Here is a 25,986-nt window from a genome sequence, read left to right on the forward strand (position 1 = left end):
GGCAAGGGAGGGACGGCATGGCCAAAGCGCGATCCCGTGAGATGATCCTGTTTGGTACCGACGAGCCCGTCCCGCCACCTGTCATCCTGCGCGCAGGGCCGCTCACGGCTGAATTCGAGGACGGCAATCTCCGCTATATCCGCCTGCACGGCCACGAAATGATACGGGCCGTGTCTTACCTTGTCCGGGACCGAAATTGGGGGACCTACCGACCTGAGATCAGGGATCTGTCCATCGAGTCGAACGAAGCCGGATTCATCGTCCGGTACACGGGCCAAATCGCCGATGCCGAGCAGTCGCTCACGTACAGGGCCAGCATCGAGGGACGGCCGGACGGTTCGTTGTCCTTCACCGTAGTTGCAGAAAGCCCGGTCGATTTCGTGACGAACCGGGCCGGATTTGTCGTCCTTCATCCCGTTGATGGTGTCGCGGGCCAGCCTGTGATGATCGAGGATGCCGACGGGCGTAGCTATGCGGCGCGGTTCCCCGATCTGATCGATCCGGTGCAGCCCTTCAAGAACCTCCGGGCGCTAACCCACGAATTCGCCCGAGATCACAAGGTGACCTGCCGGATGGAGGGCGACGTCTTCGAGATGGAGGACCAGCGAAACTGGCTGGACGCGTCGTTCAAGACCTATGTGCGCCCACTCGAGCGGCCATGGCCCTACGTTCTGGAGAAAGGCCGTCCCTTCTCGCAGGCCGTCCATCTCTCTGTTGAAGTGGCCAGGGGAGGGCGCCTCAACCCGCCGCAAACTGACGCGACGATCGCGATATCCCAGACGACGGCACTCCCGGGCGGCGCCACACCGCTCGTGCCAGTGCTAGGCTTCGGTCTGGAGGCACACCATACCGAAGTCACCCGAACCGCCCGCCGCCTCCTGCAGGAGGCGCAGCCCCACCATCTCGTGTGCCTTCATTATCCCAGTAGAAGCCAAGACGAGGGTTCGATGACGGCCGTCAGCCTTGAGGACCAGCTCCAAGCAGCGCATGACATTGCCCCTCGCGTGTGGCTTGAAGCAGTGGTCACCTCGGTGGACGACTATGCAAACGAGTTGAGTTCTCTTGCACGCACGGTCCGCCGCGTCGGAAAACCAATCGCTACTCTGCTCGTCTCGCCCGAGGCGGATCTGAAGTCCACCTCGCCCGGTGGAACCTGGCCACCTGCGCCGCCCTTGGCCGACCTATACGCCAAGGCTCACGAGGCCTTCCCGGAGGTGCGGATCGGTGGCGGCATGTTCTCCTATTTTACCGAACTGAACCGGAAGCGCCCTCCCACGGAGGGGCTTGATCTCGTAACGTTCACTACCTGCTCCATCGTACATGCCTGCGACGACCGGTCCGTCACGGAGGGGCTGGAAGTACTACCTTCCATGCTGCGATCCGCGCGCGCCTTCCTCGGCTCGACCTCGCTCCACGTCGGGCCGAGCGCCATTGGTATGCGCATGAACCCCTACGGCTCGGCGCCCGCCGAAAATCCGAACGGGATCCGCCGCGCCATGGCCCGAAATGACCCTCGCCAGAAGGGCCTTCTCGGCGCTGCTTGGGCGCTGGCCTACTTCGCTCATATGGCAAGGGAAGGCGTCGATGCTGTTACTCTCGGGGGAGGGATCGGCGAGTTTGGTTTGCTGCGCGAACGAAGCGCCGACTCTGCCGTATCCCGCGACGATGACGAACTGATCCTGAACCCTGCCTTCCACGTCTTCAGGGGCCTCGCCAGACTGGGCGGAGCGACTCTCCTCCGTCTCGCGGTGTCACCGCAGCGGTCACTTCAGGCGATCGGCGCACGGACGGGCGAGAAATCGGAGATTTGGGTGGCGAACCTGACGGGAGATGAACTCGCCGCGCAGCTGTGGGAGAACATATCCGGCCGGATAGCAATACTGGACGAGGAAACGTTCGAGGCAGCCGAATCGGACCCGCATTACATGGACCAGGGCGCGCTTTTTCACGGACATACCCTAAATCTCCGCCCGTATGCTGTGGCCCGGCTGATTGCTGACCGGTGAGGCCGCGGGGTCGGGGTGGCTCGATGAGTCATGCCGGAGTCAGGATCTCCGGCTGGGGATTATAAAACTCGACAGCATCTTGGACTGCGAGCAACCGCTCGCCGCTTCCACTTGGCGTCGTCTTCGGGTTCATCCTTGCCGTGTCAGCCAATGCAGCCACTCATCCTTTCGCTCGATATCGACCAGTTCGCGTTTCGCCTGCTGAACGACCTTCGGCAGCAACATTTCCCACCTGCCCGCAACTTCGTCCCCGCACACGTGACCCTGTTCCATCACCTTCCTGGAAATCATGAGGAGCTACTCACAAGGACGCTTGAAGAGGTCTGCGAGGAGGAGGCACCATTCGAGCTTGCGACGGCAGAACTTCGCTTCCTTGGAAGCGGCGTGGCCATTGCGCTCCGTTCCCCGGAATTGGACAGATTGCGCGATCAGCTCGCCCGCATCTGGAAGCCATGGCTTACTCCTCAGGATCGGCAGCGCTTCCGGCCTCATGTCACGATCCAGAACAAGGTCGAGGCTGCTCGAGCGAGGGCACTGCACGACGAGTTGGCGTGCAGCTTGGCTCCTTTCGTCATGCGAGCCCGCGGCCTTCTGCTCTGGCGCTACCTGGGCGGACCGTGGGAGGCGGTTCGATCTTTCCCCTTCGAGGGACGGAGTCCTCCGTCGACTTGAGTCTGGGACTGTGACCTGATAGCTGCAGCAGCAGCAAGAGTACGTATGGGCTGTCGCAACGATCACGGTGCAAACTCGTCGCCATTGCCGCGTATTCGCATCACGTTGCACAGGAACAAGATCTGCGCACGCGACTTCACAGTCCTGAGTGAATTTGACCGGCACGCTTTCGCTAAGGCAGCCGTTCTGGAGTTCCAGAGTACCAAGCTACGAACCCACAGGACAGACGATGATCCAGGCTCACTTTGCTCCTCCCGGTCCACTTGGATTCGGCGGCGCCCCGCTCGGCAACATGTTCGACGTGGTGTCTGAAGAGACGGCGGAAGCCGCCCTCGTCGCCGCTTGGGAGACCGGGGTCCGCTACTTCGACACCGCACCTCATTATGGGAGTGGCCTGTCCGAGCACCGTTTCGGCAATGTGCTCCGCCGCTACCCCCGCGAGGCATTCGTTCTATCCACCAAGGTAGGACGGATCATGCGTCCCGATCCGAGCGCACCGGAGAACCCGCCTTTCGTCAGCGGCCTGCCGTTCCGCGGAGAGTATGACTACTCGTATGACGGGGCGATGCGCTCGGTCGAGGACAGCTACCAGCGTCTCGGCCTAGCACAGATCGACGTCGTCTATATCCACGACCTTGCCGCCGACCACCATGGCGACGCCTGGGAAGGGCTGTTTGAAATTGCGATGAATGGCGCCGCGAAGGCGCTCATTCGTCTGCGCGACGAGGGTGTGATCAAGGGGTGGGGCATGGGCGTCAATCTGACGGAACCGTGCGAGCGTGCGCTTCAGATGTCCGACCCCGACGTATTCCTCCTGGCCGGGCGCTACAGCCTTCTCAACCAGCCTGCACTCGACCGGCTCTTTCCGATGTGCGCGGAGCGGGGCGTTCATGTGGTCGTCGGGGGTCCTTACAACTCCGGCCTGCTCGCTGGAGGGCGAAACTTCGAATATCGGGAAGCGCCATCCGAGATGATTGAGAAGCGGGATCGGATAGCGGAAATTTGCACTCGACATGGCGCCGATCTGCGCTCGGCTGCGCTCCAGTTCTGCGCAGCTCATCCGGTCGTGACCGCGATCATCCCCGGCGCCAAGCATGCCGACAAGGTACGCGAGAATGCCCGGCTCATGGCTGCGAAGATCCCGTCTGCAGTCTGGGACGAGCTGAAGCAGGAGGGCCTGATCCCGTCGGATGCGCCAACTCCAGCCATATGATCATCGTGCACGAGTTTGAACGACGTGCTTGCAGTTCAGTCGAGGTGGGCTGCAGAGAAGCTCAAAATTCTGGTGCAGAGATAGGCCGGTTCTGGTCGCTCCTCGCGAGATTTGATCCGGCTGGCTGTCTCGGGACAATTAGCCGGATTGAGGGGTTGCGCGATCCTGTTCCAGGGTCATTGTTCTACCAGCTCCGGTTCGGATCAGGAGCACTTGTTCTCAACTCGTGATCCCTCTGCCGGATAACTGGAGAAACACCTATAGTTTCCAGGATGGCGTTGCTGGAGCATAACGGGGCTGGCGCTCGGGCTCCCGGCTGCCGGCTCACCACCAGCCCCGAGTGGGTTGGGGGCGGGCCGGTCGTGTCGACGGTATCGGAGGCACCCCATGGCTCTGTCGAGGCTCACAGTATTCCTGGCCTGGTTGGTAATCGGCGTAGCGGCGCTTGCCCCGGCTCGCGCTCAGACATTGATGATCGGCGGAAAGAACTTCACCGAACAGTATCTCGTGGCGGAGATCACCGCCCAGTTCCTCAGAGCCAAAGGTTACATGGTCGGCACGCGCACCGGCTTTGCAACCACGGGGATCCGGAGAGAGCAGGAGGCCGGCCTGATCGACATCTACTGGGAGTATACGGGCACGTCTCTCTTGGCGTTCAACAACATTACAGCGAAACTCGGGCCACAGGACGCCTATCACAGGGTCAAGGAACTCGATGCCAGGAAAGGGCTGGTCTGGCTCTCACCATCCCGGATCGACAACAGTTATGCGCTCGCGATGCGCAAGGATGACGCTGCACGGAAAGGCATCAGCTCAATCTCGGATCTCGCCACGAAGGCACGCCAAGGTGATCGGTTCAAGCTGGTCTGCAATCTCGAGTTCTACCTTCGTCCGGACGGGCTCATGCCGCTCCAGAGAGAGTATGGGTTCGAGTTCGGGGACGAGAACGTCATCAGGACAGGCACCGACACAGTCTACGATGTCCTGCGCGATGCCCCCTATATCGACGTTGGCCTCGTTTTCACGACCGACGGGCGCATCATAGCCTATGACTTTCTCGTGCTGCGGGATGACAGGGGGTTTTTTCCGAGCTACCTCCTTGCGCCGGTTGTGCGACAGAGGACGCTCGACAAGCATCCGGATCTCGCCAGGGATCTAGAGGCGCTGGCGGCCAAACTCGACAACGCCACGATGGCGCGCCTGAACGCGATGATCGACCTCGAGAAGAAGCCGGTCGGAGCGGTAGCCTCCTTTTTTCTGCAAGCCAGTGGTCTCAACTGACTAACAGTGGTGGAAGCGGCGCTGAGTGCGGTCATAACCAACAGGGAATGCCGATGCAGATCCGCGCGATTACCCATGATGACTCAGATTCAAAAGGGTTCGATCGCGCGTGCTCATTCACAGCTGCCTTTGCGCGTCTGATCAAGTATCCCGCGGCAGCCCAAGCCGTTGCCCGGCGCTTGGGCGTCCATCACTCCGGCATCGATCCTTGCCAAGCTCCTGCTTATTTGCTCGATTGGTGGCTGTGGGCTGCCTGTCCAGGGCGGCCGGCGGTCGCGGAACGTTGAGTCCCGTTCTCTGTCAGAAGGCCAGTTGGAGCCATGCTCGTAGAGATCCTGCCCGACAAGGAAACGCTGGGGCTACAGGCGGCATCCGATGGGGCGAATGCCATTCGTGGCGCCCTGGCAGACCGAGGCGAGTGCACGATCGTCGTTGCCACCGGGGCGAGTCAGTTCGAGATGCTCGATGCTTTGGTCCGAGAGCCGGGCATTGACTGGTCCCGGGTGACGGCCTTCCATCTCGACGAATATGTCGGGTTGCCCACCTCACATCCTGCGAGCTTTCGCAAATACCTGCAGGACCGTTTCGTGTCTCGCATCCCGAGCCTCGGTCGCTTTGTGCCGGTTCAAGGCGATGCGGCTGATCTCGATGCCGAGCTCGATCGCCTCAACCACCTCCTCTCCGGGCGCGAGGTGCATGTCTGTTTCGCCGGTATTGGCGAGAACTGTCATCTCGCCTTCAATGATCCACCCGCCGACTTCGAGGTGGACGCGCCCTACATCGTGGTGTCGCTCGACGAGGCCTGTCGGCGCCAGCAGCTCGGCGAAGGCTGGTTCCCGTCATTGGACGCGGTCCCGGAGCGGGCGATCTCGATGAGCATCCGCCAGATCCTGAGCAGCAAGCATGTGGTTCTGAGCGTGCCCGATGCCCGCAAGGCTCAGGCTGTCCGGGCGGCGCTCGAGGGCGAGATTTCTCCAGATTATCCGGCCTCGGTGCTGCAGCGGCACGACAGTTGCGCGGTGTATCTGGATCCGCCTGCGGCGAGCCTGCTCTCCCGGTCGGGCGCTCCCTGAGGCCCTGATGCGCAGCGCCGGCCTCTTCGATCTCCAGGTCAATGGCTTCGCGGGCGTCGATTTCAACGCGGAGACGATCGACGCGGATCAGCTCGATCATGCCCTCGAGGCAATGCTCGGTACGGGTATAACCTCCTGCCTGCCGACGCTGATCACGGCGCCGGCCGATGCGCTCGCGGCGCGCTTGGCTGCCTTGGACCGTGCCGTGGCACGAAGTCGGCTCGGCCCCGTCATGGTGCCGGGCTATCACCTCGAAGGCCCTTTCCTGAATCCGGCCGAGGGCTATGCCGGGTGCCATCCGGCCAGTGCCATGTCAGTACCGGACGTGGCTCTCATCGAGCGGCTGTCACGCGAACTGTCCCGGCCCATCCTGCTGGTGACCATCGCGCCTGAGCTGCCCGAGAGCGAGCGCTTCATCAGGGCCATGACTTCCGTCGGCCGGGTGGTGGCGATCGGACACTCGGCGGCCGATGCGGCGACGGTCGCACGCGCCGCCCAAGCAGGTGCCCGCCTGTCAACGCATTTGGGGAATGGTCTGCCACAGACTCTGCACAAGGTCGAGAATCCGTTGTTTGCGCAGTTGGCCGAGGATCGCCTCAGCGCCAGCTTCATTGCCGATGGGATCCATCTGCCCCAGCACGCCCTGAAGGTGATGCTTCGGTCCAAGGGATTCGAACGCTCGATCCTCGTCAGCGACGCTGTCTCCGCGGCGGCCGCGAGACCGGGCCTTTACCCCTTCGCGGGCATGTCTGTGGAGCATGCCGCAGATGGCAGCGTCCGCCTGCCGGGAAGCCGTTATCTCGCCGGCTCTGCCCTGACGCTGGATTGCGCTATGCGCAACCTTGTGACTTGGGAGCTTGCAACGCCGGACCAAGCCCTGTGGATGGCATCGCGCAATCCCCGCGACCTCATGGCTGCGGCTCTGGTTGCGTTCTCGATCGAGATCGATGCGGGCGAGGTCGGCTGGTCACGGGACCTTCGCCCACGCGAGATCCGTGTCGGGTCGATCAGTCGGGTGATCGGGGATGCATGACCGGGTCGTGCCCGAGGTGCTCGGCAAGGTGATGGAATTCGAAGGCTGTCTGACGAAACCAAGATGGAAGGGGAGGGATCAATGGCCAACCAAGAGACCGGGATCAACCGCCGCAACCTGCTCGGCGGGGCAGCCGGACTTGCCGCACTCCGGGCGTCCGGCGCCCTCGCGCAGCAGGGGCCCGCGCTGCCGAAATCGCCGGTCTCGATCAATGTGATGGATGTGGGAGGCGCGCTCGCGCTGATGCAGAAGGCGTTCGAAGCCTACCGCCAAGCGAAACCGGAACTTGTTTCGCGCATCACCTATGTCAAAGCTCCCGCTCCGGAGCTTGCCGGCAAGGTGAAGGCGCAACAGGATGCCGGGCGTATCGACCTCGACATGATCCTGACCGGCAGCGACGGGCTTGCGGCTGGTCTTGAGCAGAACCTGTGGCTGAAGCTCTTGCCCACCCGTGCGGACCGCTTTCCCGGCTTGGAGGAAAACTACGAGCCCGCGGCGCTGAACCTGCACCGGGTCCAAGGACAGGGCTATGGAGTGGTCATCAATTACTATCCTTCAGGACCACTGCTCGAGTATGCGCCAGAGCGGGTGAAGACCATTCCCGGCACCGCAGAAGATCTCCTCGCCTGGGCCAAGGCGAACCCGAAGCGCTTCATGTATGCACGGCCCGCGAACTCCGGTCCGGGTCGCACGTTCATGATGGGCTTGCCCTATCTCCTGGGCGACAAGGACCCGAAGGACCCGATCAACGGCTGGGACAGGACCTAGGCCTATCTGGCCGAACTCAACCCGCACATCGAGTACTATCCGTCCGGAACGAGTGCGACGATGAAAGAATTCGGTGAGGGCTCGCGCGACATCATTATTTCGACGACCGGGTGGGACATCAATCCGCGGGCCCTCGGCATTGTGCCGAAGGAGGCGAAGATCGCAACCTTGAAGGGCTTCCATTGGGTGTCGGATGCCTTCTTCATGGTCGTGCCCAAGGGCGTCACCGACGACAAGCTCGCAGTTCTTCTCGACCTTATGGCCTTTCTGCTGAAGCCGGAAAGCCAGGCCTTTGCCTATGACGAGGGCTATCTTTATCCGGGTCCGGCCGTGAGGAATGTGCCCCTCTCGATGGCCCCCAAGGAGAGCCAGGACATCATTCGGGAGTTCGGCCGTCCCGAATACGCCGAGCTGATCGCGAACAACCCGATCGAGCTGCCTCTCTCCCCTGACAGGATGGTCGTCGCCTTCCGGCGTTGGGACGAGGAAATCGGTTCGAAAAGACCGAAGTGAGTAAGCGTGAAGGGGGCGCTGCCATCTACGGCTACGCAATCACTCGAAGTCGCGACCAAGCCGAGGCGCAGCGCCATCGACCTGACTGATTCATACCTCGCCGCGTTGCGGGGCTGAATGGCTGCTGTCCCCATCTGTCAGAGGGGCTCACGCGGCAAGTGGAGGGAAGAGCGCCAGTTTGCGGCTGACCCCCGCCCGCGATCTCCCGTGCTGGCGAGACGGATCAGAAGATATCCATCGCCAGACCAGTGGCGAGCGCTGCCCGGAATTCCTGGCAGCGGGCAAGGTCATCAGGGGAGATCACCTTCGGGGCGACGATCGCTTCCGGGGTTTGGGCGAGAGAACTCGACTCCACGCCAACGGCACCGACTGCCTTGGACGCACATCACCGAAAGGTGCATCCTCATCAAGGTTCAGCGCCAGCTCGGCTCCGCCGAAAGGAAGCCCGATGCAAAGCTCGCAAACTCCGCCGGAGACGCGATACGCCAAGAGCGGTGACGTCCACATAGCCTATCAAACCATCGGGAATGGTCCTCTCGATCTGGTGGTCGTCCCAGGCTTCATCTCGCATGTCGAATGGCTTTGGGAGGAACCCGCCTGCGCCCGGTTCTTGAGCCGCCTGGCGTCCTTTGCACGGTTGATCCTGTTCGACAAGCGCGGTTCCGGGCTCTCCGACCGCGTGGCCCAGGTGCCCACCCTCGAGCAGCGGATGGACGATGTTCGGTCCGTCCTCGACGCCGCGAGGTCTTATCGGGCTGCCATCATCGGTGTGTCCGAGGGCGGTCCAATGAGCGTCCTGTTCGCGGCTACCTACCCGGAACGGACTGCCGCGCTGGTGCTGTACGGCAGCTTCGCGGAGTTCAGCTCTGTAGCGACGTCGCAGGAACTCGAATTCGTGCTCCAGTTCATGGATACAGCTTGGGGCACTGGCCTGAGCTTGCTTCGCTTTGCGCCGAGCATGGCCGACGACGAGCGGTTCCGGGAGTGGTGGGCCCGCTTTGAGCGGCTGGCAGCCAGCCCAGGGGCTGCGATGGCGCTGATCCGGATGGCCAGTGAGATCGATATCCGGGCGGTGCTGCCCGCGGTGCACACCCCAACCCTTGTTCTCCATCGCAGCGGCGACATGAACGTCCCGGTGGCCGCCGGCCGCGATATGGCGCAACAGATCCCTGGAGCGAAATACGTCGAACTGGATGGTCGCGATCACCTTCCTTGGGTTGGTGATGCTGACGCGATCCTCACCGAGATCCAGGGGTTTCTCACGGGAGTGCGACATATCCCTGAACCCGAGCGGGTCCTCGCCACGGTTCTGTTCATCGATATGGTCGGATCCACCGAGCGGGCAGCCACTCTCGGTGACCGCTTCTGGCGTGATCAGCTGGAGGGCTACTACAGCGCGGTGCGTCAGGAGCTCAACCGGTTCAGGGGGCGGGAGATCAACAGGGCCGGAGATGGAATCCTGATGGCCTTCGATGGGCCGGAGCGGGCGATCCGTTGCGCGTGTGCTGTCCGAGACGCAGTACGGCAGAATGGAATTGAGATCCGCTCCGGGTTGCACACCGGCGAATGCGAGGTTCTGGCGGGTGGGGCTGATGTGGGCGGGATCGCCGTCCATATCGGGAGTCGCGTCGCAGCGGCTGCCGCCCCGGGTGAGGTGCTGGTCTCGAGCACGGTCAAAGACCTGGTTGCAGGCTCAGGCCTGCAATTTCAGGACCGGGGCTTGCGAAGACTCAAGGGAGTGCCGTCCAAATGGCGACTGTTTGCGGCGGAGAGCGACGCGACTTGTGGCTGGACGTGAGACGTGGGGTCATTGCGATGACCACGACGGCATACTGATTGTGCGCCCAACTTCTGCGAAGAGGTTGAAAGAAAACCTTCATGTGGCCATGCGTGAGGACTGGATCGACCCAGCGAAAAGCTTCTGAGCGCACGAGCTTTACTCAATCGGCAGCCGTGCTGGCTTCATGCTGCGGACACAGGAGGTTCCCTGCTGTAACCTGAATAGCTACGCGGTTCCTCCTTCCCATAGCAGTTGCCAACTCCGTTGCTCTTTTCCTAATTTGGCCCTGGGAGTGGCTCCGGAGGGAACTTTGTGACGGCTTTCGACGTGGCGGTGATCGGCCTGGGCGCGATGGGCAGCGCGGCGCTGTTCAATCTCGCGAAGCGAGGTCGTCGCGTCATAGGGTTCGAGCAATTCGAGCCGGGGCACGAGAAGGGCTCCTCCCATGGCGAGAGTCGGGCTATCCGGCTATCCTATTTCGAGCATCCGTCATACGTGCCCTTGGCACGCCGTGCCTATGAGGCGTGGCGGGAACTCGAGCGGGCGTCCGGCGAGACGATCCTGACCGTGACGGGCATTCTCGAAGCAGGTCATCCGGGCTCTCATGTCGTGGAAGGGTCGCTTGCGGCGTCCCGTCTACACGGGCTTCCGCATGAGGTGTTGACAGGCCCTGAGATCAACCACCGCTTCCCCGCATTCCGTCTGCCGCCGGATTGGATCGGCCTGTTTCAGCCTCAGGGCGGCTTCCTGCGGCCGGAGCTCGCCATCCGGCAGTTCGTGCGTCTCTCGGAACACCACGGGGCCGAGATCCGAACCCGCACGCACGTCCTCGGCATCGAGCCCACCGCCTCCGGGATCCGCATCCGCTCCGAGGCTGACACAATCGAGGCGGGATCCGTTATTCTCGCCACGGGTCCCTGGATCGGCGAGCTGGCGTCAGAGCTGAAGCCTCACTTGCGGCTGACGCGGCAGGTGCTGGGGTGGTTTTCGCCACGGAATCCCGCATTCTTCACTCCGGACCGCTTTCCGGTTTTCATTCTCGAATCCGAGGACGACGCCTGCTATGGCTTTCCGGATTTCGCCGGAAGCGGCGTAAAGGCGGCTTCTCACCGAGAAGGGACAGTCCTTGCGACGGCGAATGCAAACGCGCAGGACGGTGGGGAGGCCGACGAGGTGCAACTCCGGCGCATGTTCCGCCGGTTCCTCCCGGACGCCGATGGTCCCCTGTGCAAGATGCGAACCTGCCTTTACACCCGCACGCCCGACGAGGATTTCATCGTTGATTGTTCCACCCATGATCCGCGCATCGTGCTTGCCTCGCCCTGCTCCGGCCATGGCTTCAAATTCGCCAGCGTGCTCGGAGAGGTCCTGACTGATCTCGCCACCGGCCGAACTCCTGTCGACGACATCTCTCGGTTCCGGGTGGATCGCCTGAGAGCATCCCAGACTACCAGCATCCCTGATCGACAAATCGGAGAAGCATCATGAACGCCAAACTGCTATGTTCCTTGTCCATCCTTTCTCTCCTGGCTGCTACCGGCATTGCCCGGGCCCAGGACATCACCATTGCGGTTGCGGGCCCGATGACGGGCTCTGTCGCCACGATCGGCGAGCAGCTCAGGCACGGCGCTGAGCTTGCAGCCGAGGCCATCAACAAGAATGGCGGCGTCAACGGCAAGTTGATCAAGATTTTAGTGCAGGACGACGCGTGCGATCCGAAGCAGGCCGTCGCTATTGCCAACCGCATTGTTGCGGCGGGCATCAAGTTCGTCGATGGGCATGCCTGCTCAGGTTCCTCCATTCCGGCGGCCGACGTCTACGCTGAGAACAGTGTGCTCATGATGAGCCCGGCCTCCAGCAACCCCAAGCTGACGGAAGATGCAGCCAAGAATGGCTGGACGACGATCATGCGCCTGTATGGCCGGGATGATGCCCAAGGCAAGTTCATCGGACCATGGATCAAGGAAAACTACGGCTCTAAGAAAATCGCGATCCTGCACGACAAGAGCCCCTACGGGAAAGGCCTCGCCGACGTTGTGAAGGACTCCCTCAACAAAGCAGGGGTCAAGGAAGTGCTCTATGAGGGCATCAATGCCGGGGAGAAGGACTACAGCGCGGTGGTGAACCGCCTCAAGGCTGCAGGAGTCGAATTCCTCTACTTCGGGGGCTATCATACCGAGGCGGGACTGATTAAACGGCAGGCCGCGGATCAGAATTATCAGTTCCAGCTGATGATGGGCGACAGCATCGCTACGCCGGAATTCGGATCGATTGCCGGACCTGCAGCCGACGGCACCTTGTTCACCTTTCCGCCCGATGGTCGCGAAAGTGACACCGCCAAGGGAGCCCTGGAGCAATTCGAACGGATCGGCTTCGTGCCTGAAGGCTTTACGCTGTTCTCCTACGCTGTGGTCCAGGCGATTGCCGGCGGCATCGCCAAGGCGAACAGCATGGATCCCGTCGCCGTCGCGAAGACCTTGCGCAACACGAGCGTGGACACAGTCCTCGGTCCGGTCAGCTTCGACGAAAAGGGAGACGTCAAGAACCCCAAATACAACATCAATATCTGGAAGGGCGGCACATACAGTAAGCTGCCACAATAGCTCCAGCTTTATGGATAAAATACCTACACCACCGAATAGAAAGCTCGGACCGCGAATGTGCACGCATTCGCGGTCATCTATGGCGGCAGCCAAGCACCGTAGGCGAGTTATATGCGATCACGCTATTGGTTGGTCTTGGAAGATCTGCTGACTGCAAGGCCGATCCATAATGTGAAAAGGTGCCACTTTCCGGCAACTTCGCAGTGCCTGCTAAGCTGTCTGGTTACAGAAGATCCTCGTGATCGTCTGGCGGATCCCCATGGCGCGGCCACGCCGCTTCGCCTGACCGCACACCACCACAGCATCACATCAGTGCGTCACGCGCCGCTAGAAAAATTCTTTACGGACGACTCGTGACCAGGGAGCCGACCTGTATGAGTATTCGGTGCGAACCGCCCAACAGAGGGCGTATCGGTAGCGGTTCGTCATTTCGCCCAAGTGGGTCATGTCCCTCAGCTTGCTAACCGATCACGGGAGCGTCGATTCCTGATTCCGTGGATCGCTTCAGCTTTCGGAAGCATCCTTCGAAGAGTTCAGGGGAAATGCCGATTGACGAATGGCATGTAAATTACGCCTCGGGCTCGTGTATTGCCGAGCAAGCCAGCGGCTCAATCCATCCAGGCCCGGAAAAAGAACACGTTCCGTGATGTTCGCCTGGTCGAGCTTATCTCGAATCTCCCACTTGAGACGCCGATCAATGACGAGCCGTCTGCAAAGGCTCCTCTCGGTTGAAAGCCAGTCGCCGAAGGCAAGCTTTGGGTCCGATACCATGGAGAAGACTGCAAATTGGTTCGTGATGCGCTCGTCGAGCGATGGAGGTTCGAAAAAGAGCACGAAAGGCTCGCACCCGGATTCCGCGGCCTTCCTGTCGAAATCCCGCAAGGTCAGTGCGAACTGTGAAAGGAGTTCGGTCGTGAAGACATTCGATCCATCGGAACGAAGAATCTCGATCATCTCTGCGGGCAAGCGCTTATGTGCCTCCTGGAAGTTGACCATGAAAACTGCGCCATCCTGATCGTATGCGTTGAGATCGTGAGTGGCGAAATGCATTGCGACGTAGGGCGAATAGCTCCAGTCGAGCAGCCTGGTCGGCAGTCCATGATGCTGGCCGAGCGCGATCCAGTTCCAGTCGTCGTCGAAGGGAACGGTCTCGCGGTGCGCGTATTTCCGGAAGTTGCGCAGAAGGTGCTGCTCGAGCCGCCAGAATTCCCCGCGCAGCCGCATGAGGGACGTGTCCAGGGCGAAGTCCGCACAGGACACGCCGCGGAACAGCCAGCTCGAGCGGTAGCGGCCGAGCTGAGCGTTCCACGAATCCCGGAACACCTCTTCCTGAAGGTGCTCCCAGGATGCGATTTCGATCGACTCGATCATGCACTTCGATCTCTGATGTCCCTGCCCAGCGCCAGCTTCGTTATGCGGGCGACGGGATGGGGGACAGCCGCAAGGCACGCCGGCTCGACCAGAGCCATGCGGTGATCGCCACGAAACAGATTGCGCCGACGATGCTCGTCATATGCTCTGGGACGATGAGAAGCGCACCGGCCACGAGGAGCAGGCCGCGCCGGACCATGTCGAGCCTGATCAGAAAATAGCCTTCGAGCGCAGCATTGAGCGAGACCACCGCCAGAGCAATTGATCCTACGGTCGTCACAATCGCCGCCACCGTGCCGTCGAGGATCAAGGCTGGATGATACATGAAGATGAACGGCAGGATGAACGCGACCATCGCCACACGGCAAGCCAGGGCTGCAATCTTGATTGGGTTCGCCTTTGCGATCGAGGCCGCCGCGAAGGCGGCAACCGCCACCGGCGGCGTGATGGCGGACATCGATGCGAAATAGACGATGAAGAGATGGGCCGGGAGAACGTCGATCCCGAGCGAGATCAAGGCCGGGGCCGCCAGAACCGCGGAGAGAGCATAGACTGCGGGTGTCGGCATCCCCATACCGAGCACGATGACGACGACTGCGGCCGTCAGGATCGTCAGAATGGGGCTGCCGCTCGACATTGAGAACAGGCCCGAGCTGATCTTGCCCGTGAGATCGGTCATCGAGAGCGTCCCGACGACGAGACCGGCGATCGCGCAGGCCACACCCACTCCGACCATGCCGCGCATACCGTCGCTCAGTCCCGAGAGCACCGCGCGCACAATGGCGATGGGCGATTTCTCCCGCAGGATGACGAGGGGAATGAGGCTCGCGCAGGCGATCGCGCCTGCGAAGGCCGGCCGATTGAGACTAAGCACGCCCCAGACGAGCAATCCGATCGGCACGAGATAAAGCCAGTCGCGCCGCAGAACGGCTACAAGCGAGGGCGTCTCGCCGACGGACATCGGCTTCATTCCCTCGCGGTGGGCACGGAAATGGACGGCGAGAAAGACCGACAAGTAGTACAATAGGGCGGGAATGAGGGCCGAGATGGCGATCGTCGCATAGGGGATGCCCGTGAAGTCGGTCATCAGGAATGCGGCGGATCCCATGACGGGCGGCAGCAAGGCTCCGCCCGTGGAGGCTGCGGATTCGATAGCACCGGCATGGGTCGGCGACATTCCCGTGCGGATCATCAGGGGAATGCTAAAAGAGCCGGTCGTCACCACGTCGGCGGTCGGCGAGCCGGAGATCGAGCCGTAGAGGCCCGAGGAGACGGTCGCCACCTTGCTGGCGCCGCCGACCTGCCGGCCGACGAGGCTATTGGCGACGTCGTAGAAGAAGTCGGCTCCCCCGAAGCGGTCGAGCAGGGCTCCGAACACGACGAAGACGAGGACGAGGAAGGCGGCCACGTCGAGCGCCGGCCCGAACAGGCCATTGGTCGAAAAGACCAGATGATCGATGATCTCTTGTGTCGAGAAGCCACGGTGTGCGAAGGCACCCGACAGCCGATCGCCGAACACGGCGTAGGCCAGGAAGATAAGGACGAGCGCGACGAGCGTGATTCCGATGCAGCGCCGCGTCGCTTCGAGAACCAGCACGATGAGCACGATCGAGGCCGCAATATCGAGCGGCGAGAGCTCGTCGATCATCGGAAGGCGCAGCTCGTGAACCGGCCTCATTGCGATGAAGTAGCCACAGGAGATGAGCGCCAGGAGCGCCAATGCCCAGGACCAATAGGAGCGGTTTTTCGGGCGCATGGGATTGCCCGTGGTCGTCAGGAACGCCAGCGCCAGCACTGCGCCGAGGAACAGGTAGAGCGCGATCTCCCGGTTGACGTACCAGCCAAAGGAGATCGCGAGCAGAAGAACCGCAGAGAAGACGCTGAGCGTGTGAACGACGGCCCGTTCGGGCAGGTCGAGCCGGCGCGAAGTTCCGGGCGCCACGACCTTCAGGAGCTTCAGGAAACCCATGACGAGGAACCTCGCGGAGCGTAGGGCGGCTCAGGGCATCTTTCGAATGCGGCTATTTGAGGAGGCCGGCCTCGCGATAGGCTTTCTCCGCGCCCGGATGCAGCTCGAGCGGGGCGACCTTGGTCAGGCTCGCGGGTTCGAGACGCCCGAGCGTCGCGTGCGCCTGCTTGAGATAATCGAAATGCTTGAGCATGCCCTTGACGATGGCTGCGACCTCGTCGTCCTTCATCTCGGAAGAGGCCACGAGAACGACGTTGCCGGTCACGGTCGGAATCGCCTGGGGCTGGAAGGCGTAGGTGCCGGCCGGGACGGTAATCGGCGCGGTTCCGAGATGCTCGCCAAGCTTGCCAGCGACCTCCGGGCTGATTGCAAGCATCTTCACGTCCATTTCGCGTGTGGCGCTGACGACCTGGCCTGACGGGAAGGCGAGCATGTTGATGATCACGTCGACTTGGCCGTTCTTCATCATATCGAGACCGGCATTGTAGTCCACGTTGTGGATCCGCCCGCCCCAGCTCTCGATGTCCTTCGGCGTGATCCCGTAGGCCTTGAAGACTTCCTCACCGGTGACCGCCATCAGCGTGCCGCGCTGATTGAGCGCGACGCGTACCGGCTTCTTGGATTGTCGGATCTGCTCGAAGCTTTCGATGCCGGAATCCTTGCGGACCAGGATTTGCACAGCGGCCTGGGGATCGATCAGGGCGACCGCGCGGACATTCTTGATGGGTGCGCGGAACGGCTCCTCGCCACTTTGGGCACGCTTCACAAGCTGGGCATGGGCGATGCCGAGCTCTACCTTTCCCTGGGAAACGAGCTGGATGTTCGCGGCTTCGCGGCCCGGCTCGTAACCGAAGGAGGAGCCTGGGGCCTCGCGTCTGATGGTTTCGCCGATGGCATTGCCGATGGCGCTCCACGCACCGCCGACCGAACCGCCGACGAGTGTGATCTTGCGCTCGCCTTGAGCAAGCACGGCGCTTCCGGCGGCAAGTCCTAGCGCAGCTATGAACGAGATGACGGCGATCTTCTTCATTAAACCCTCCCTAGGCTTTCGGCATTATGCCCGTTGTGCCGCGCGAAGCCGGCAGCGGGTACGGACGCCGCTCATCGTTTTTCTACGTGGGCAATATCAACACACAGGCGGCACGAGAAGCGTGCCGACCGTGCGTTCCCCGGCGGCTTGATGCCGCTTTTCAGATTGGCCCGTGATTGTCGCGAGCCAACCGAGTTTGTTAGTGTGCACACAATTTGTCAACGGCCATCCTGACCATCTTTGAGGCAGCAGAGGGGGCGAGACCCACCCTTCATAGTATTCGCGGCAGTGTTCGAGGAGGTGCCTACTGGGCACCTTGGCGAACACCGCAATCACCGCTTGACAGCGTTCCTGGTACGAACCATCGTTCGCATACAAATGAAAACCAGGACGGGTCGCCGAACCGCCAAGCTCCCCCGGCGCGATCCGCTGTTCGGCTCGGGGACGCGTCGTTCACGAGGGCGGTACGCATGTACGACCGTTTCATCATCGAGCGCCTGATCGATCTCTGGCTTCACGAAGACATCGGCTCCTGCGATCTTACTGCCCAGGTGATGATCGAGGAAAGTGAGACGGGCGCATTCCACATGAATGCCCGGGAGCCCATGATCGTCGCGGGCCTCGACGTGGCGGCAGCCATATTCCGGCGCTATGAGCCGATGCTCACCGTCGAGATGGCGGCGCGTGACGGGCAGCGCGTGCAGAAAGGGGCGATCCTGCTGTCAGTCCAGGGTCCAGCGCGCGGCATCCTGACGGCCGAACGGACGGCACTCAACATCGTGCAGCGCCTCTCCGGCATCGCCACTGAAACGGCCCGGTATGTGGATGCCATTGCGGGCACGCGCGCCCGCCTGATCGACACGCGAAAGACCACGCCAGGCCTGCGCATGCTGGAGAAGCATGCCGTTACCTGTGGTGGCGGCCTGAATCACCGCCTCGGGCTCGATAACGGGGTCATGATCAAGGACAACCACATTGCGGTGTGCGGCGGGATCTCCGCTGCCGTTGACCGGGCCCGCAAAAAACTGCCGGTGCTCACGAAAATCGAGGTCGAGTGCGACCGTCTCGAGCAGGTGCGTGAGGCAGTCGCAGCCGGCGCCGACGTCATCATGCTCGACAACATGTCGGTGCCGGATATGCGCGAGGCCGTTGCCCTTGTCGACGGACGCGCCAAACTCGAGGCGTCGGGCGGCATTCGTCTCGACACAATCCGCCCAATTGCGGAGACGGGTGTCGACTACATCTCGACCAGCAAGATCACCCAGTCTGCTCCCGCGGTCGATATTGGTCTGGATGAAGCGTAAGGCGAAAGTCCTCCCATGCGCCCGGGCATTCTCTTCGTCGTCGTCGGGCCGAGCGGAGCCGGCAAGGACACTCTGATCGATGCGGCCAGGGGCGCACTCGGAGAAAGCGGGCGCTATGTGTTCGCCCGTCGCCTTATCACGCGGCCCGCGAATGCGGGCGGGGAGGACCACGAGGCCATCGACGACGCAGCGTTCGAGGCGCTTGAGCGTGGTGGCGAACTGCTCGTGTCCTGGCGGGCGCACGGTCTGGCTTACGGCCTCCGGTCCAGCTTGCTCGATGAGCTCACGAAGGGGCGTCACGTCATCGCGAACGGATCCCGGGGAGCCCTCGACCGGCTCGCTCGCAAGGTTCCCCGCGTCGTCGCAGTCGTTGTCACCGCTCCGCGGACGCTTCTCGCCGCGAGGCTCGCTTCACGGGGACGGGAGAGGCCATCGGATATTGAGGCCCGGCTGCTGCGCGCCGATCTTGCGTTGCCGGATGGGATCGAGTCCATCATTGTCCAGAACGACTCTTCTCCAGAGGAGGGAGTGGAGCGCTTTCTCGCCGCGTTGGAAACCTCTGCGCGTCGCCTTTTCCTCAAGCCTGTGCCAATCGACGGATGGCGAGATCACATCGCCTATATCCCGGCGGACAGCATCGTCGGGGCAGGTGATTATGACGGTCCAAGCCGCGTCGACATCACGGGTGATGGGCGGAGCATACGAGCCCGGATCAATATCGTGGAGCCGGGCTGGCTTCTCGAGCCGGACGAACTCGGCTTGTCGCGGGAGGCATTCCGGGTTCTCGGTTTGCCGGCGGACGCACAGGTCACCTTAAGCCGGACCCCCCCGCAACACAGCCGTGATGCGCTGCGCAGGAAGGTGCAGGGCGGCGAACTCGGCGCGGCGCAATACGAGATGCTTCTCCGGGATATCGTGGAGGGGCGGTATCCTGAGTCGGAGATCGCTGCATTCCTGGTTGCAGCAACACGCTCGCTTACCGATGCGGAAGTCGTCGCACTTGCGAAGGTGAGGGCGCAATTCGCGACGCCGATCCGCTGGGATGAACCCATCGTGGTGGATAAGCACTCGATGGGAGGCATTCCCGGCAGCCGGATCACGCTCATCGTGACCCCGATCATCGCCGCGCACGGGCTGGCGATGCCCAAGACGTCGTCGCGCGCGATCACGTCGGCGGCGGGAACCGCGGATGCCATGGAGGCTCTGGCCAGGGTCGATCTCACCGTCGACGAAGTACGCCGGACCGTCTTCGATGCGCGGGCCTGCATCGCATGGAACGGGCGCCTGAATCATTCCGCCGTCGATGACGTGATGAATGCGATCACACGGCCACTCGGTATCGATTCCAATCGTTGGTCTGTCGCATCGATCATTTCGAAGAAGCTGACTGCCGGTTCCACTCACGTCATCGTGGACCTTCCCTTTGGGAAACGTGCAAAGTTGCGAACGGAGGTGGACGCCCGGGATCTTGCCCGCCTTTTCGAGGTAGTCGGGCGAGGAGCGGGGCTGCACGTGGAGGCATACCCGACCGATGGCAGCCGACCTATCGGCCGTGGAATCGGTCCTGCGCTCGAGGTTCGCGACGTTCATTGGGTCCTAGATGGACATCCGGATGCGCCGCAAGACCTACGTGAGAAAGCGCTGAGCTTCGCGGCACGCGTCCTCTCCTGGGACCCGGCCATCGGCACGCCCCAGCGTGGACGGATCCGTGCAGAGGAACTCCTTCGTTCGGGAGAAGCACGCGAGGCGCTCCATCGGATCGTGGTTGCACAGGGAGCCCGTGAGCAACCAGTTCGACCCGGACCGCTCGTTCACACGGTTCGAGCTCGGCGCTCCGGCACGATCTCGGAAATCGATGGCTGGCGCATTGCCGGCATCGCGCGCCGCTCGGGCGCTCCGCAGGACAAGGGGGCAGGCATCGATTTGCTGCGCGGGGTTGGAGACAACATCAATACGGGCGAAGCTCTCTACATGATCCATGCGAGCGCCGCTGCCGAGCTTGATGCGGCTGTCGAAATGGCTGCGCGGGACGATGGCATCCTGTTCGACGAGGAACTCGTTGGAGGTTGCCTCGTCGAAAGCATTCGCAGCTGAAAGTGTGGCAAGGGTCCACTCTCCAAAGGGCCGGCGGCTGCAGACCGCACCCTGTTAGCTGCTGAAGGAGATTGCTGCATACAGGCTGATCCGTTGGGCTGCAGGGCAGAAACCTGCTGGTTAGTCGCTGTGATCTCGTCATAGGTGGCCAGTTGGGTGCCAGTTGTGGGGCTCCCATGGTGTCTCAGGTTCAGTGACGGACCTGATCCGTGGCGCGCACGTCCCAGAAGGTAACAGGCATGTCGAGGAGGTGGCGCAGATCCAAGCGCTCCAGCATTAACTCCGTCTCACGCTGCGCGTTGTCGAGAATCTCGTCCTCGTCGACCTGAGTCGCCGTGCGATTCTCGAGCACCACGCGGCCGTTGACGAGGACGGTGTGCACGTCGTTGCCGTTCGCGAAATAGATAACCCGGAACGCCGGCATGTTGGCGGGATAGAGGTGCGGCCGGCGCAGGTCGACGAGGATGACGTCGGCCTTCTTGCCAATTTCGAGTGAACCAATCTCCTTTTCGAGCCCAAGCGCCTTGGCGCCGTTGATCGTGCACATTTCCAGGACCTTGCCCGGGGCGAGGACGCTGGGATCGCGGAAGAACCTGCGGTGGTAGTGCATGCATTGCTGCATGTGGCGGAACATGTCGGCCGAACGATCCGGCGCCGTGGCGTCGGAGCCGATGCAGACTGTGGCGCCGGCTCCGATCAACTCGGGGGCGGGGCATCGGCCGAGGATTGAGGCAATGGCGCTCGGGTTGTGAGCGATGCAGGTTCCCGTCTCGCCACAGATGCGGATCTCCTCCTCGGTGAGATCGGTGGAATGAGAGAGGAGGGCGTCGGGGCCGAGCAGATTGAGCTCATAGGCATAGGCGACGCTACCCGTCGTATGCCCGTCTTGCGTGAACACGAGGCCGTGCTCGCGGCTAAGGCGTCTGACTTCCTTAGTCTGTGCTACAGCCTGCTCGACCAGCTCTGTGCTGAACTCGTCGAGATGCTCCCTGCGCAGAGTCGGTGTCAGGAGAGCGATATTGATCCGCTGGCCATGGGTCCCATGCCAGCGGTCGATCAGAGTCCGGCAGGTCGCGATCTGATCCTCGAAGCGGACGGGGAATTCCCGCTTTTCCATGCCCGTCCAGCGCGCATAGGTGCGGGGATGGGGCGGACGAGTCGGTCCAATCGCAACGACGGAACGGGTTCCGACCTCGACGACTCCCTGACAATGCGCGTCGCCATAATCCGGCTCGTCCGTGCGCATGATGGTGTCGCCGCCGCCGAGCAGCGAGACACCCGTGGTCACGCCGAAGCGCAGGCGCTCCAGGGCGGCGAGGCGCGCCTCCGCGCGCCAGAACTCCGGCGTGGAGCCGACGGTATAGGCCTTTTCGCAGGCCTCGTACCAGAGATCCGAGCGGCCGCCGCCCATAGTCTTGATGAGGCCGTGGCCGGCATGGGCGTGGCCATCCACGAGGCCGGGCAGCACGGCCTTGCCGGCGGCGTCGATGACCTTCGGCGCGCCGTGACGCGCCGTGATATCGGCAGTCGTGCCGATATCGACGATGCGGTCTTTCTCGATCGCGATCGCGCCGTCCTCAATGATCCGGCGCTGCGGATCGACGGTGATCACGACGCCATGGGTGATGAGGATGTCGGCCATGTTTCTTGTCCTTGCGGGGTGGAAGTCGCGTCGCTCCGCCAGATCCTGTCGACGGAAGGCACGAGGGAGAGGAGCTGGCGGGTGTAGCCGTGTTGCGGGGCGCGGAAGAGCGTCTCGCAATTCCCGGCCTCGACGATCTTGCCGGCCTGCATCACGGCGAGCCGGTCGCACATCTGCCGGACGACGGCGAGGTCGTGACTGATGAAGAGCAGCGTCAGATTGGTGGCGTCGCGCAAATCCTTGAGCAGGTTCAGAATCTGAGCCTGCACGGACACGTCGAGAGAGGAGGTCGGCTCGTCGCAGATCATGAGGGTTGGTTGTGCCGCCAGCGCTCGCGCGATCGAGATCCGCTGCCGCTGCCCGCCGGAAAACGCGAAGGGATAGCGCTCTCCCACCGATTTCTCGAGACCGACGGCCTGAAGGAGTTGATCGGCATCGGCTGCCGCTTCAGGCCGCGTCGCGGCGAGCCGGTAGAACAGGATCGGCTCTTCCAGAATCGAGGCGATCCGCATCCGCGGGTTCAGCGACGAGTATGGGTCCTGGAAGATCATCTGCAGAGCCCGCTTGGCAGCAGACTCCGCCTTGATCGTCGCGTCCTGCCCGCGGAAAAGCACGCGTCCCGCGGTCGGCCGCACGAGGCCTGCAATGACATTGGCGACCGTCGTCTTGCCGCATCCGGATTCACCGACGAGTCCGAAGATCTCTCCTTCATTGATCGATAACGAGATTCCGTCGACGGCCCGGAATGCATTGCCCCTCGTACCCGGCAGCAGCCCGCCCGAGCGATATTCCACCACGAGGTTTTCGACAGACAGGAGCGGCCCCTTCGCTATCCCCGACCGCGCACTCCCACGGTCCTGCGCCTGGCTTCGCAGCTTGCCCCGCGCCTCAGCGGCTGCCGGCGATTCATGACCCACCACGGGGAGCCGTGCGAGGACGCGATCGACTCGCGGCACAGCACCGATCAGGCTCCTTGCGTAATCGTGCCGGGGTGCGCCGAGGACTGCTGTTACAGGCCCGCTCTCCACGGCCTTGCCGCGGTACATGATGGTGACGCGGTCCGCGACCTCGGCCACTACGCCCATATTGTGCGTGACCAGGAGGACGCCAAGGTCGCGCTCCCGGGCGAGTTTCTGGATCAGGGCAAGGATCTGCGCCTGCACAGAAACGTCGAGCGCTGTAGTCGGCTCATCGGCAACGAGGAGCTTGGGATCGCAGGACAGGGCCGCCGCAATGACGACGCGCTGGCGCTGGCCGCCGGAGAGCTGGTGCGGATAGGAGCGCAGGCGCCGCTCGGGCTCGGGAATGCCCACCGCCTTCAGGAGCTCGAGCGCTCGAGCGTGCGCGGCGGCCCTGTCGAGACCGAGATGGAAGCGCAAAGTTTCGCAGAGCTGGCTCTCCACGGTGAAGAGCGGATTGAGGCTCGTCATTGGATCCTGGAAGATCGCGCCGATGTCGCGGCCGGGAATGATGCCTGCCGTGCGTCCGGTCGTTGGATCGAGGGGGAGACCGGCAATGGAGATCGTGCCTGCGGCGATGCGGCCAGGTACCTCGAGCAACCCCATGGCCGCATTGCCGATCGTCGTCTTTCCTGCGCCGGATTCGCCGACGAGCGCATGGATCTCGCCGGGCGCAATGGAGAGGCTGACGCCTTCTACCGCCGTAAACGCCCCGCCATCGACGAGAGGATATTCGACGGTGAGGTCGCGGATCTCGAGAGCGGGAATCCTGGTCATCGCCTTGCCCTCAGCTTGGGATTGAAGCGGTCGCGAAGCCAGTCGCCCACCACGTTCACGGCGAGGACCAAAAGCACCAGTGTGATCGCGGGGAAAACCGCGATCCACCAGATCCCGGAGAAGACGAACTCGTTGCCGATGCGGATGAGCGTCCCGAGCGACGGATAGGTCGGCGGCATGCCGACGCCGAGGAAGGACAGCGTCGCCTCGGTCAAGATCGCGGCAGCAAGGTTGATCGTCGCGATGACCAGGACCGGCCCCATGACGTTGGGCAGAATGTGGCGAAGCATGATGCGGCGTGAAGGCAGCCCGATCACCTTGGCGGCCTTCACGTAGTCGCGGTTGACCTCGACCATGGCGGCGGCGCGGACCGTGCGCGCATACTGCACCCATTCATGCACGGCGATGGCGCCGATCAGGATGATGGGCGCCCATTCCGCAGCGCCGGCGTTCGGAAAAACCGCCCGGGCTATGCCGCTGACAAGAAGCGCAAGCAGGATCGTGGGAAAGCTCAGGATCACGTCGGCGATGCGCATGATCACGCCGTCCACCCAGCCGCCGAAATAGCCCGCGAGCAGCCCGAGACCTACGCCGAGTGTTGCCGCCACCAGCACGGCGCCGCCGCCGATCGCAAGCGAGACTCGCGCGCCGTAAAGGATCGCCGACAGGAGATCGCGGCCCTGGTTGTCGGTGCCGAGAAGGAAGCGCGGATCACCGTCCTGCATGAAGGCCGGAGGGATCTCGGCATCGATGAGATTGAAAGTTGCAATGTCGGTCGGATCGGTCGGGGCGATCCAGGGTGCGAACAGCGCCGAACCCACCATGACCAGCGCAATGATCGCTGCCAGCAGGACCGAGAGCGGAATATGTGAACGGCGCAGGCGCAGGGTGATCGTGCTCATGACGAACGGACCCGCAGGCGCGGATCGACGATGGCATAGAGAATGTCGACCAGCGTGTTGATGAGAACGAAGAGAAAGCCGACGAAGAGCAGGTAGGCCGACATCACGGGGATATCGACGAAGCTCACGGCCTGGATGAAGAGGAGCCCCATGCCCGGCCACTGGAACACCGTCTCGGTGATGATCGCGAAGGCAATGAGCGAGCCGATCTGCAACCCGGTTACGGTGATGACCGGCATCAGCGCGTTTCGCAGCGCAAGGCGGTAATGGATGTAGCGGGCTGGCAGGCCGCGCGCCCGTGCGTAGCGGATATAGTCGGTGGAAAGGACATCGATCATCTCCGAGCGCACGAGGCGCATGATCAATGTCAGGGAATAGAGCGCCAGCGTGATGGCCGGCAGGATCAGCGATTTCAACCCGCTCGCCGTGAGAAATCCCGTCGTCCACCAGCCCAATGTCACCACGTCCCCCCTGCCGAAGGAGGGCAGGATCTGGAACGACACGGAGAAGATCAGGATGAGCGCGATTCCGGTGACGAAGGTCGGAGTCGAGATGCCGATCAGGGATACGGTCTGGATGATCCGTGCCAGAACCCCGTCAGGATGTAGGGCGGAGATCACGCCGAGCGGAATGCCAAGCGCCAGGGAGAGGATCGTCGCCACGATCACCAGTTCCAGAGTCGCGGGCAGGCGTTCGGCGATGAGCGTCGTCACGGGCCGCTGGTTGCGGTAGCTGATGCCGAGATCACCCGAGGCAACGCGGCCCAGGAAGTGGCCGTATTGGACGACAATGGGCTGGTCGAGACCGAGCGTTCGGCGCAGTTCTTCCTTCTCAGCCACCGTGGCGTCTTCCCGTGCCATGATGGACACGGGATCACCGACGAAGCGGAACATCAGAAAGGCGACGGCAGTCACAGCCAGCATGACCAGGACGGCCTGTCCCAGCCGGGTGAGGATCACGGTGATCATCACGTTTCTCCCGGGAATGCCGCGTGAC

At 62.6% G+C, this 25,986-nt stretch carries 19 protein-coding genes and 1 pseudogene; 12 read left to right on the forward strand and 8 right to left on the reverse strand.

Going from position 1 to position 25,986, the window contains the following annotated elements; translation table 11 throughout:
• Positions 1-17: 17 nt before the first annotated feature.
• The 7 genes and pseudogenes from BN1233_RS07430 (at position 18) to BN1233_RS07460 (ending at position 8,559) form a co-directional block, all read left to right on the forward strand.
• Positions 18-2,006, forward strand: coding sequence for a D-apionate lactonase family protein (locus BN1233_RS07430; protein ID WP_046862859.1), 1,989 nt, complete (start codon positions 18-20; stop codon positions 2,004-2,006).
• A gap of 150 nt (positions 2,007-2,156) precedes the next feature.
• Positions 2,157-2,678 (forward strand): 2'-5' RNA ligase family protein, encoded by a 522-nt coding sequence (locus BN1233_RS07435; protein WP_052763725.1) that lies wholly within the window; start codon positions 2,157-2,159, stop codon positions 2,676-2,678.
• A 229-nt stretch (positions 2,679-2,907) separates the two neighbouring features.
• A complete protein-coding gene (locus BN1233_RS07440; RefSeq protein ID WP_046862861.1) occupies positions 2,908-3,891 on the forward strand; it encodes an aldo/keto reductase in 984 nt (327 codons plus the stop codon).
• 387 nt (positions 3,892-4,278) lie between these two features.
• Positions 4,279-5,172 (forward strand): glycine betaine ABC transporter substrate-binding protein, encoded by an 894-nt coding sequence (locus tag BN1233_RS07445; RefSeq protein ID WP_046862862.1) that lies wholly within the window; start codon positions 4,279-4,281, stop codon positions 5,170-5,172.
• A gap of 320 nt (positions 5,173-5,492) precedes the next feature.
• The gene (locus tag BN1233_RS07450) at positions 5,493-6,245 is read left to right on the forward strand and encodes a glucosamine-6-phosphate deaminase (RefSeq protein WP_046862863.1); all 753 of its coding nucleotides are present in this window, start codon (positions 5,493-5,495) and stop codon (positions 6,243-6,245) included.
• Positions 6,246-6,252: 7 nt separating this feature from the next.
• Complete coding sequence (locus tag BN1233_RS07455) at positions 6,253-7,278, forward strand: N-acetylglucosamine-6-phosphate deacetylase (protein WP_046862864.1); 1,026 nt, start codon at positions 6,253-6,255, stop codon at positions 7,276-7,278.
• 81 nt (positions 7,279-7,359) lie between these two features.
• Positions 7,360-8,559: pseudogene (locus BN1233_RS07460) on the forward strand (extracellular solute-binding protein).
• 223 nt (positions 8,560-8,782) lie between these two features.
• Here the strand turns inward: BN1233_RS07460 and BN1233_RS50475 are convergent.
• Positions 8,783-8,914 carry a hypothetical protein gene (locus tag BN1233_RS50475; protein ID WP_280139470.1) on the reverse strand — a complete coding sequence of 44 codons (132 nt, stop codon included), beginning with the start codon at positions 8,912-8,914 and terminating at the stop codon, positions 8,783-8,785.
• A gap of 93 nt (positions 8,915-9,007) precedes the next feature.
• Between BN1233_RS50475 and BN1233_RS07465 the strand changes: the two genes are divergently transcribed.
• From BN1233_RS07465 to BN1233_RS07475, 3 genes are all read left to right on the forward strand, one after another.
• Positions 9,008-10,357: an adenylate/guanylate cyclase domain-containing protein gene (locus BN1233_RS07465; RefSeq protein WP_046862865.1), complete on the forward strand. Its 1,350-nt coding sequence runs from the start codon at positions 9,008-9,010 to the stop codon at positions 10,355-10,357.
• 294 nt (positions 10,358-10,651) lie between these two features.
• Positions 10,652-11,827 (forward strand): N-methyl-L-tryptophan oxidase, encoded by a 1,176-nt coding sequence (gene solA / locus BN1233_RS07470; protein ID WP_147707042.1) that lies wholly within the window; start codon positions 10,652-10,654, stop codon positions 11,825-11,827.
• Entirely contained in the window at positions 11,824-12,942 is a 1,119-nt protein-coding gene (locus BN1233_RS07475) for a branched-chain amino acid ABC transporter substrate-binding protein (protein WP_046862866.1), read from the forward strand. Before solA ends, BN1233_RS07475 begins: the two co-directional genes overlap by 4 nt.
• A gap of 504 nt (positions 12,943-13,446) precedes the next feature.
• On the opposite strand, the gene BN1233_RS07480 is transcribed toward BN1233_RS07475, so the two are convergent.
• From BN1233_RS07480 to BN1233_RS07490, 3 genes are read right to left on the reverse strand one after another with little or no spacing between them, the layout of a single operon-like run.
• On the reverse strand, positions 13,447-14,313 hold the full coding sequence (locus tag BN1233_RS07480; protein ID WP_063776727.1) for an FRG domain-containing protein: 867 nt from the start codon (positions 14,311-14,313) through the stop codon (positions 13,447-13,449).
• A gap of 40 nt (positions 14,314-14,353) precedes the next feature.
• Positions 14,354-16,282, reverse strand: coding sequence for a TRAP transporter permease (locus tag BN1233_RS07485; RefSeq protein ID WP_048709532.1), 1,929 nt, complete (start codon positions 16,280-16,282; stop codon positions 14,354-14,356).
• A gap of 52 nt (positions 16,283-16,334) precedes the next feature.
• Positions 16,335-17,312, reverse strand: a complete 978-nt coding sequence (locus tag BN1233_RS07490; RefSeq protein WP_046862867.1) for a TAXI family TRAP transporter solute-binding subunit — start codon at positions 17,310-17,312, stop codon at positions 16,335-16,337.
• A 470-nt stretch (positions 17,313-17,782) separates the two neighbouring features.
• On the opposite strand from BN1233_RS07490, the gene nadC reads away from it, so the two are divergent.
• Together nadC and phnN are read left to right on the forward strand one after the other, a co-directional pair.
• Complete coding sequence (gene nadC / locus BN1233_RS07495) at positions 17,783-18,616, forward strand: carboxylating nicotinate-nucleotide diphosphorylase (protein ID WP_046862868.1); 834 nt, start codon at positions 17,783-17,785, stop codon at positions 18,614-18,616.
• 15 nt (positions 18,617-18,631) lie between these two features.
• Positions 18,632-20,710 (forward strand): phosphonate metabolism protein/1,5-bisphosphokinase (PRPP-forming) PhnN, encoded by a 2,079-nt coding sequence (phnN, locus tag BN1233_RS07500; RefSeq protein ID WP_046862869.1) that lies wholly within the window; start codon positions 18,632-18,634, stop codon positions 20,708-20,710.
• Between the two features lie 190 nt (positions 20,711-20,900).
• Here the strand turns inward: phnN and BN1233_RS07505 are convergent, their stop codons facing one another.
• Genes BN1233_RS07505 through BN1233_RS07520 form a run of 4 tightly spaced genes read right to left on the reverse strand, consistent with a single transcriptional unit; the run spans position 20,901 to position 25,958 of the window.
• Positions 20,901-22,352 (reverse strand): amidohydrolase family protein, encoded by a 1,452-nt coding sequence (locus BN1233_RS07505; protein WP_046862870.1) that lies wholly within the window; start codon positions 22,350-22,352, stop codon positions 20,901-20,903.
• Positions 22,319-24,088 carry a dipeptide ABC transporter ATP-binding protein gene (locus tag BN1233_RS07510; protein ID WP_046862871.1) on the reverse strand — a complete coding sequence of 590 codons (1,770 nt, stop codon included), beginning with the start codon at positions 24,086-24,088 and terminating at the stop codon, positions 22,319-22,321. The genes BN1233_RS07505 and BN1233_RS07510 overlap by 34 nt, the downstream gene beginning before the upstream one ends.
• Positions 24,085-24,990: an ABC transporter permease gene (locus tag BN1233_RS07515; RefSeq protein ID WP_046862872.1), complete on the reverse strand. Its 906-nt coding sequence runs from the start codon at positions 24,988-24,990 to the stop codon at positions 24,085-24,087. The genes BN1233_RS07510 and BN1233_RS07515 overlap by 4 nt, the downstream gene beginning before the upstream one ends.
• Positions 24,987-25,958 (reverse strand): ABC transporter permease, encoded by a 972-nt coding sequence (locus tag BN1233_RS07520; RefSeq protein ID WP_046862873.1) that lies wholly within the window; start codon positions 25,956-25,958, stop codon positions 24,987-24,989. Before BN1233_RS07520 ends, BN1233_RS07515 begins: the two co-directional genes overlap by 4 nt.
• Positions 25,959-25,986 lie beyond the last annotated feature (28 nt).

Source organism: Microvirga massiliensis (genome assembly GCF_001006805.1).
In the GTDB taxonomy this organism is placed as follows: Bacteria; Pseudomonadota; Alphaproteobacteria; order Rhizobiales; family Beijerinckiaceae; genus Microvirga; species Microvirga massiliensis.

Coding starts and splice junctions, on each gene's coding strand:
- BN1233_RS07430 (WP_046862859.1), top strand. CDS start 18: ATGGCCAAAGCGCGATCCCGTGAGATGATCCTGTTTGGTACCGACGAG.
- BN1233_RS07435 (WP_052763725.1), top strand. CDS start 2,157: ATGCAGCCACTCATCCTTTCGCTCGATATCGACCAGTTCGCGTTTCGC.
- BN1233_RS07440 (WP_046862861.1), top strand. CDS start 2,908: ATGATCCAGGCTCACTTTGCTCCTCCCGGTCCACTTGGATTCGGCGGC.
- BN1233_RS07445 (WP_046862862.1), top strand. CDS start 4,279: ATGGCTCTGTCGAGGCTCACAGTATTCCTGGCCTGGTTGGTAATCGGC.
- BN1233_RS07450 (WP_046862863.1), top strand. CDS start 5,493: ATGCTCGTAGAGATCCTGCCCGACAAGGAAACGCTGGGGCTACAGGCG.
- BN1233_RS07455 (WP_046862864.1), top strand. CDS start 6,253: ATGCGCAGCGCCGGCCTCTTCGATCTCCAGGTCAATGGCTTCGCGGGC.
- BN1233_RS07465 (WP_046862865.1), top strand. CDS start 9,008: ATGCAAAGCTCGCAAACTCCGCCGGAGACGCGATACGCCAAGAGCGGT.
- BN1233_RS07475 (WP_046862866.1), top strand. CDS start 11,824: ATGAACGCCAAACTGCTATGTTCCTTGTCCATCCTTTCTCTCCTGGCT.
- BN1233_RS07480 (WP_063776727.1), bottom strand. CDS start 14,313: ATGATCGAGTCGATCGAAATCGCATCCTGGGAGCACCTTCAGGAAGAG.
- BN1233_RS07485 (WP_048709532.1), bottom strand. CDS start 16,282: ATGGGTTTCCTGAAGCTCCTGAAGGTCGTGGCGCCCGGAACTTCGCGC.
- BN1233_RS07490 (WP_046862867.1), bottom strand. CDS start 17,312: ATGAAGAAGATCGCCGTCATCTCGTTCATAGCTGCGCTAGGACTTGCC.
- nadC (WP_046862868.1), top strand. CDS start 17,783: ATGTACGACCGTTTCATCATCGAGCGCCTGATCGATCTCTGGCTTCAC.
- phnN (WP_046862869.1), top strand. CDS start 18,632: ATGCGCCCGGGCATTCTCTTCGTCGTCGTCGGGCCGAGCGGAGCCGGC.
- BN1233_RS07505 (WP_046862870.1), bottom strand. CDS start 22,352: ATGGCCGACATCCTCATCACCCATGGCGTCGTGATCACCGTCGATCCG.
- BN1233_RS07510 (WP_046862871.1), bottom strand. CDS start 24,088: ATGACCAGGATTCCCGCTCTCGAGATCCGCGACCTCACCGTCGAATAT.
- BN1233_RS07515 (WP_046862872.1), bottom strand. CDS start 24,990: ATGAGCACGATCACCCTGCGCCTGCGCCGTTCACATATTCCGCTCTCG.
- BN1233_RS07520 (WP_046862873.1), bottom strand. CDS start 25,958: ATGATCACCGTGATCCTCACCCGGCTGGGACAGGCCGTCCTGGTCATG.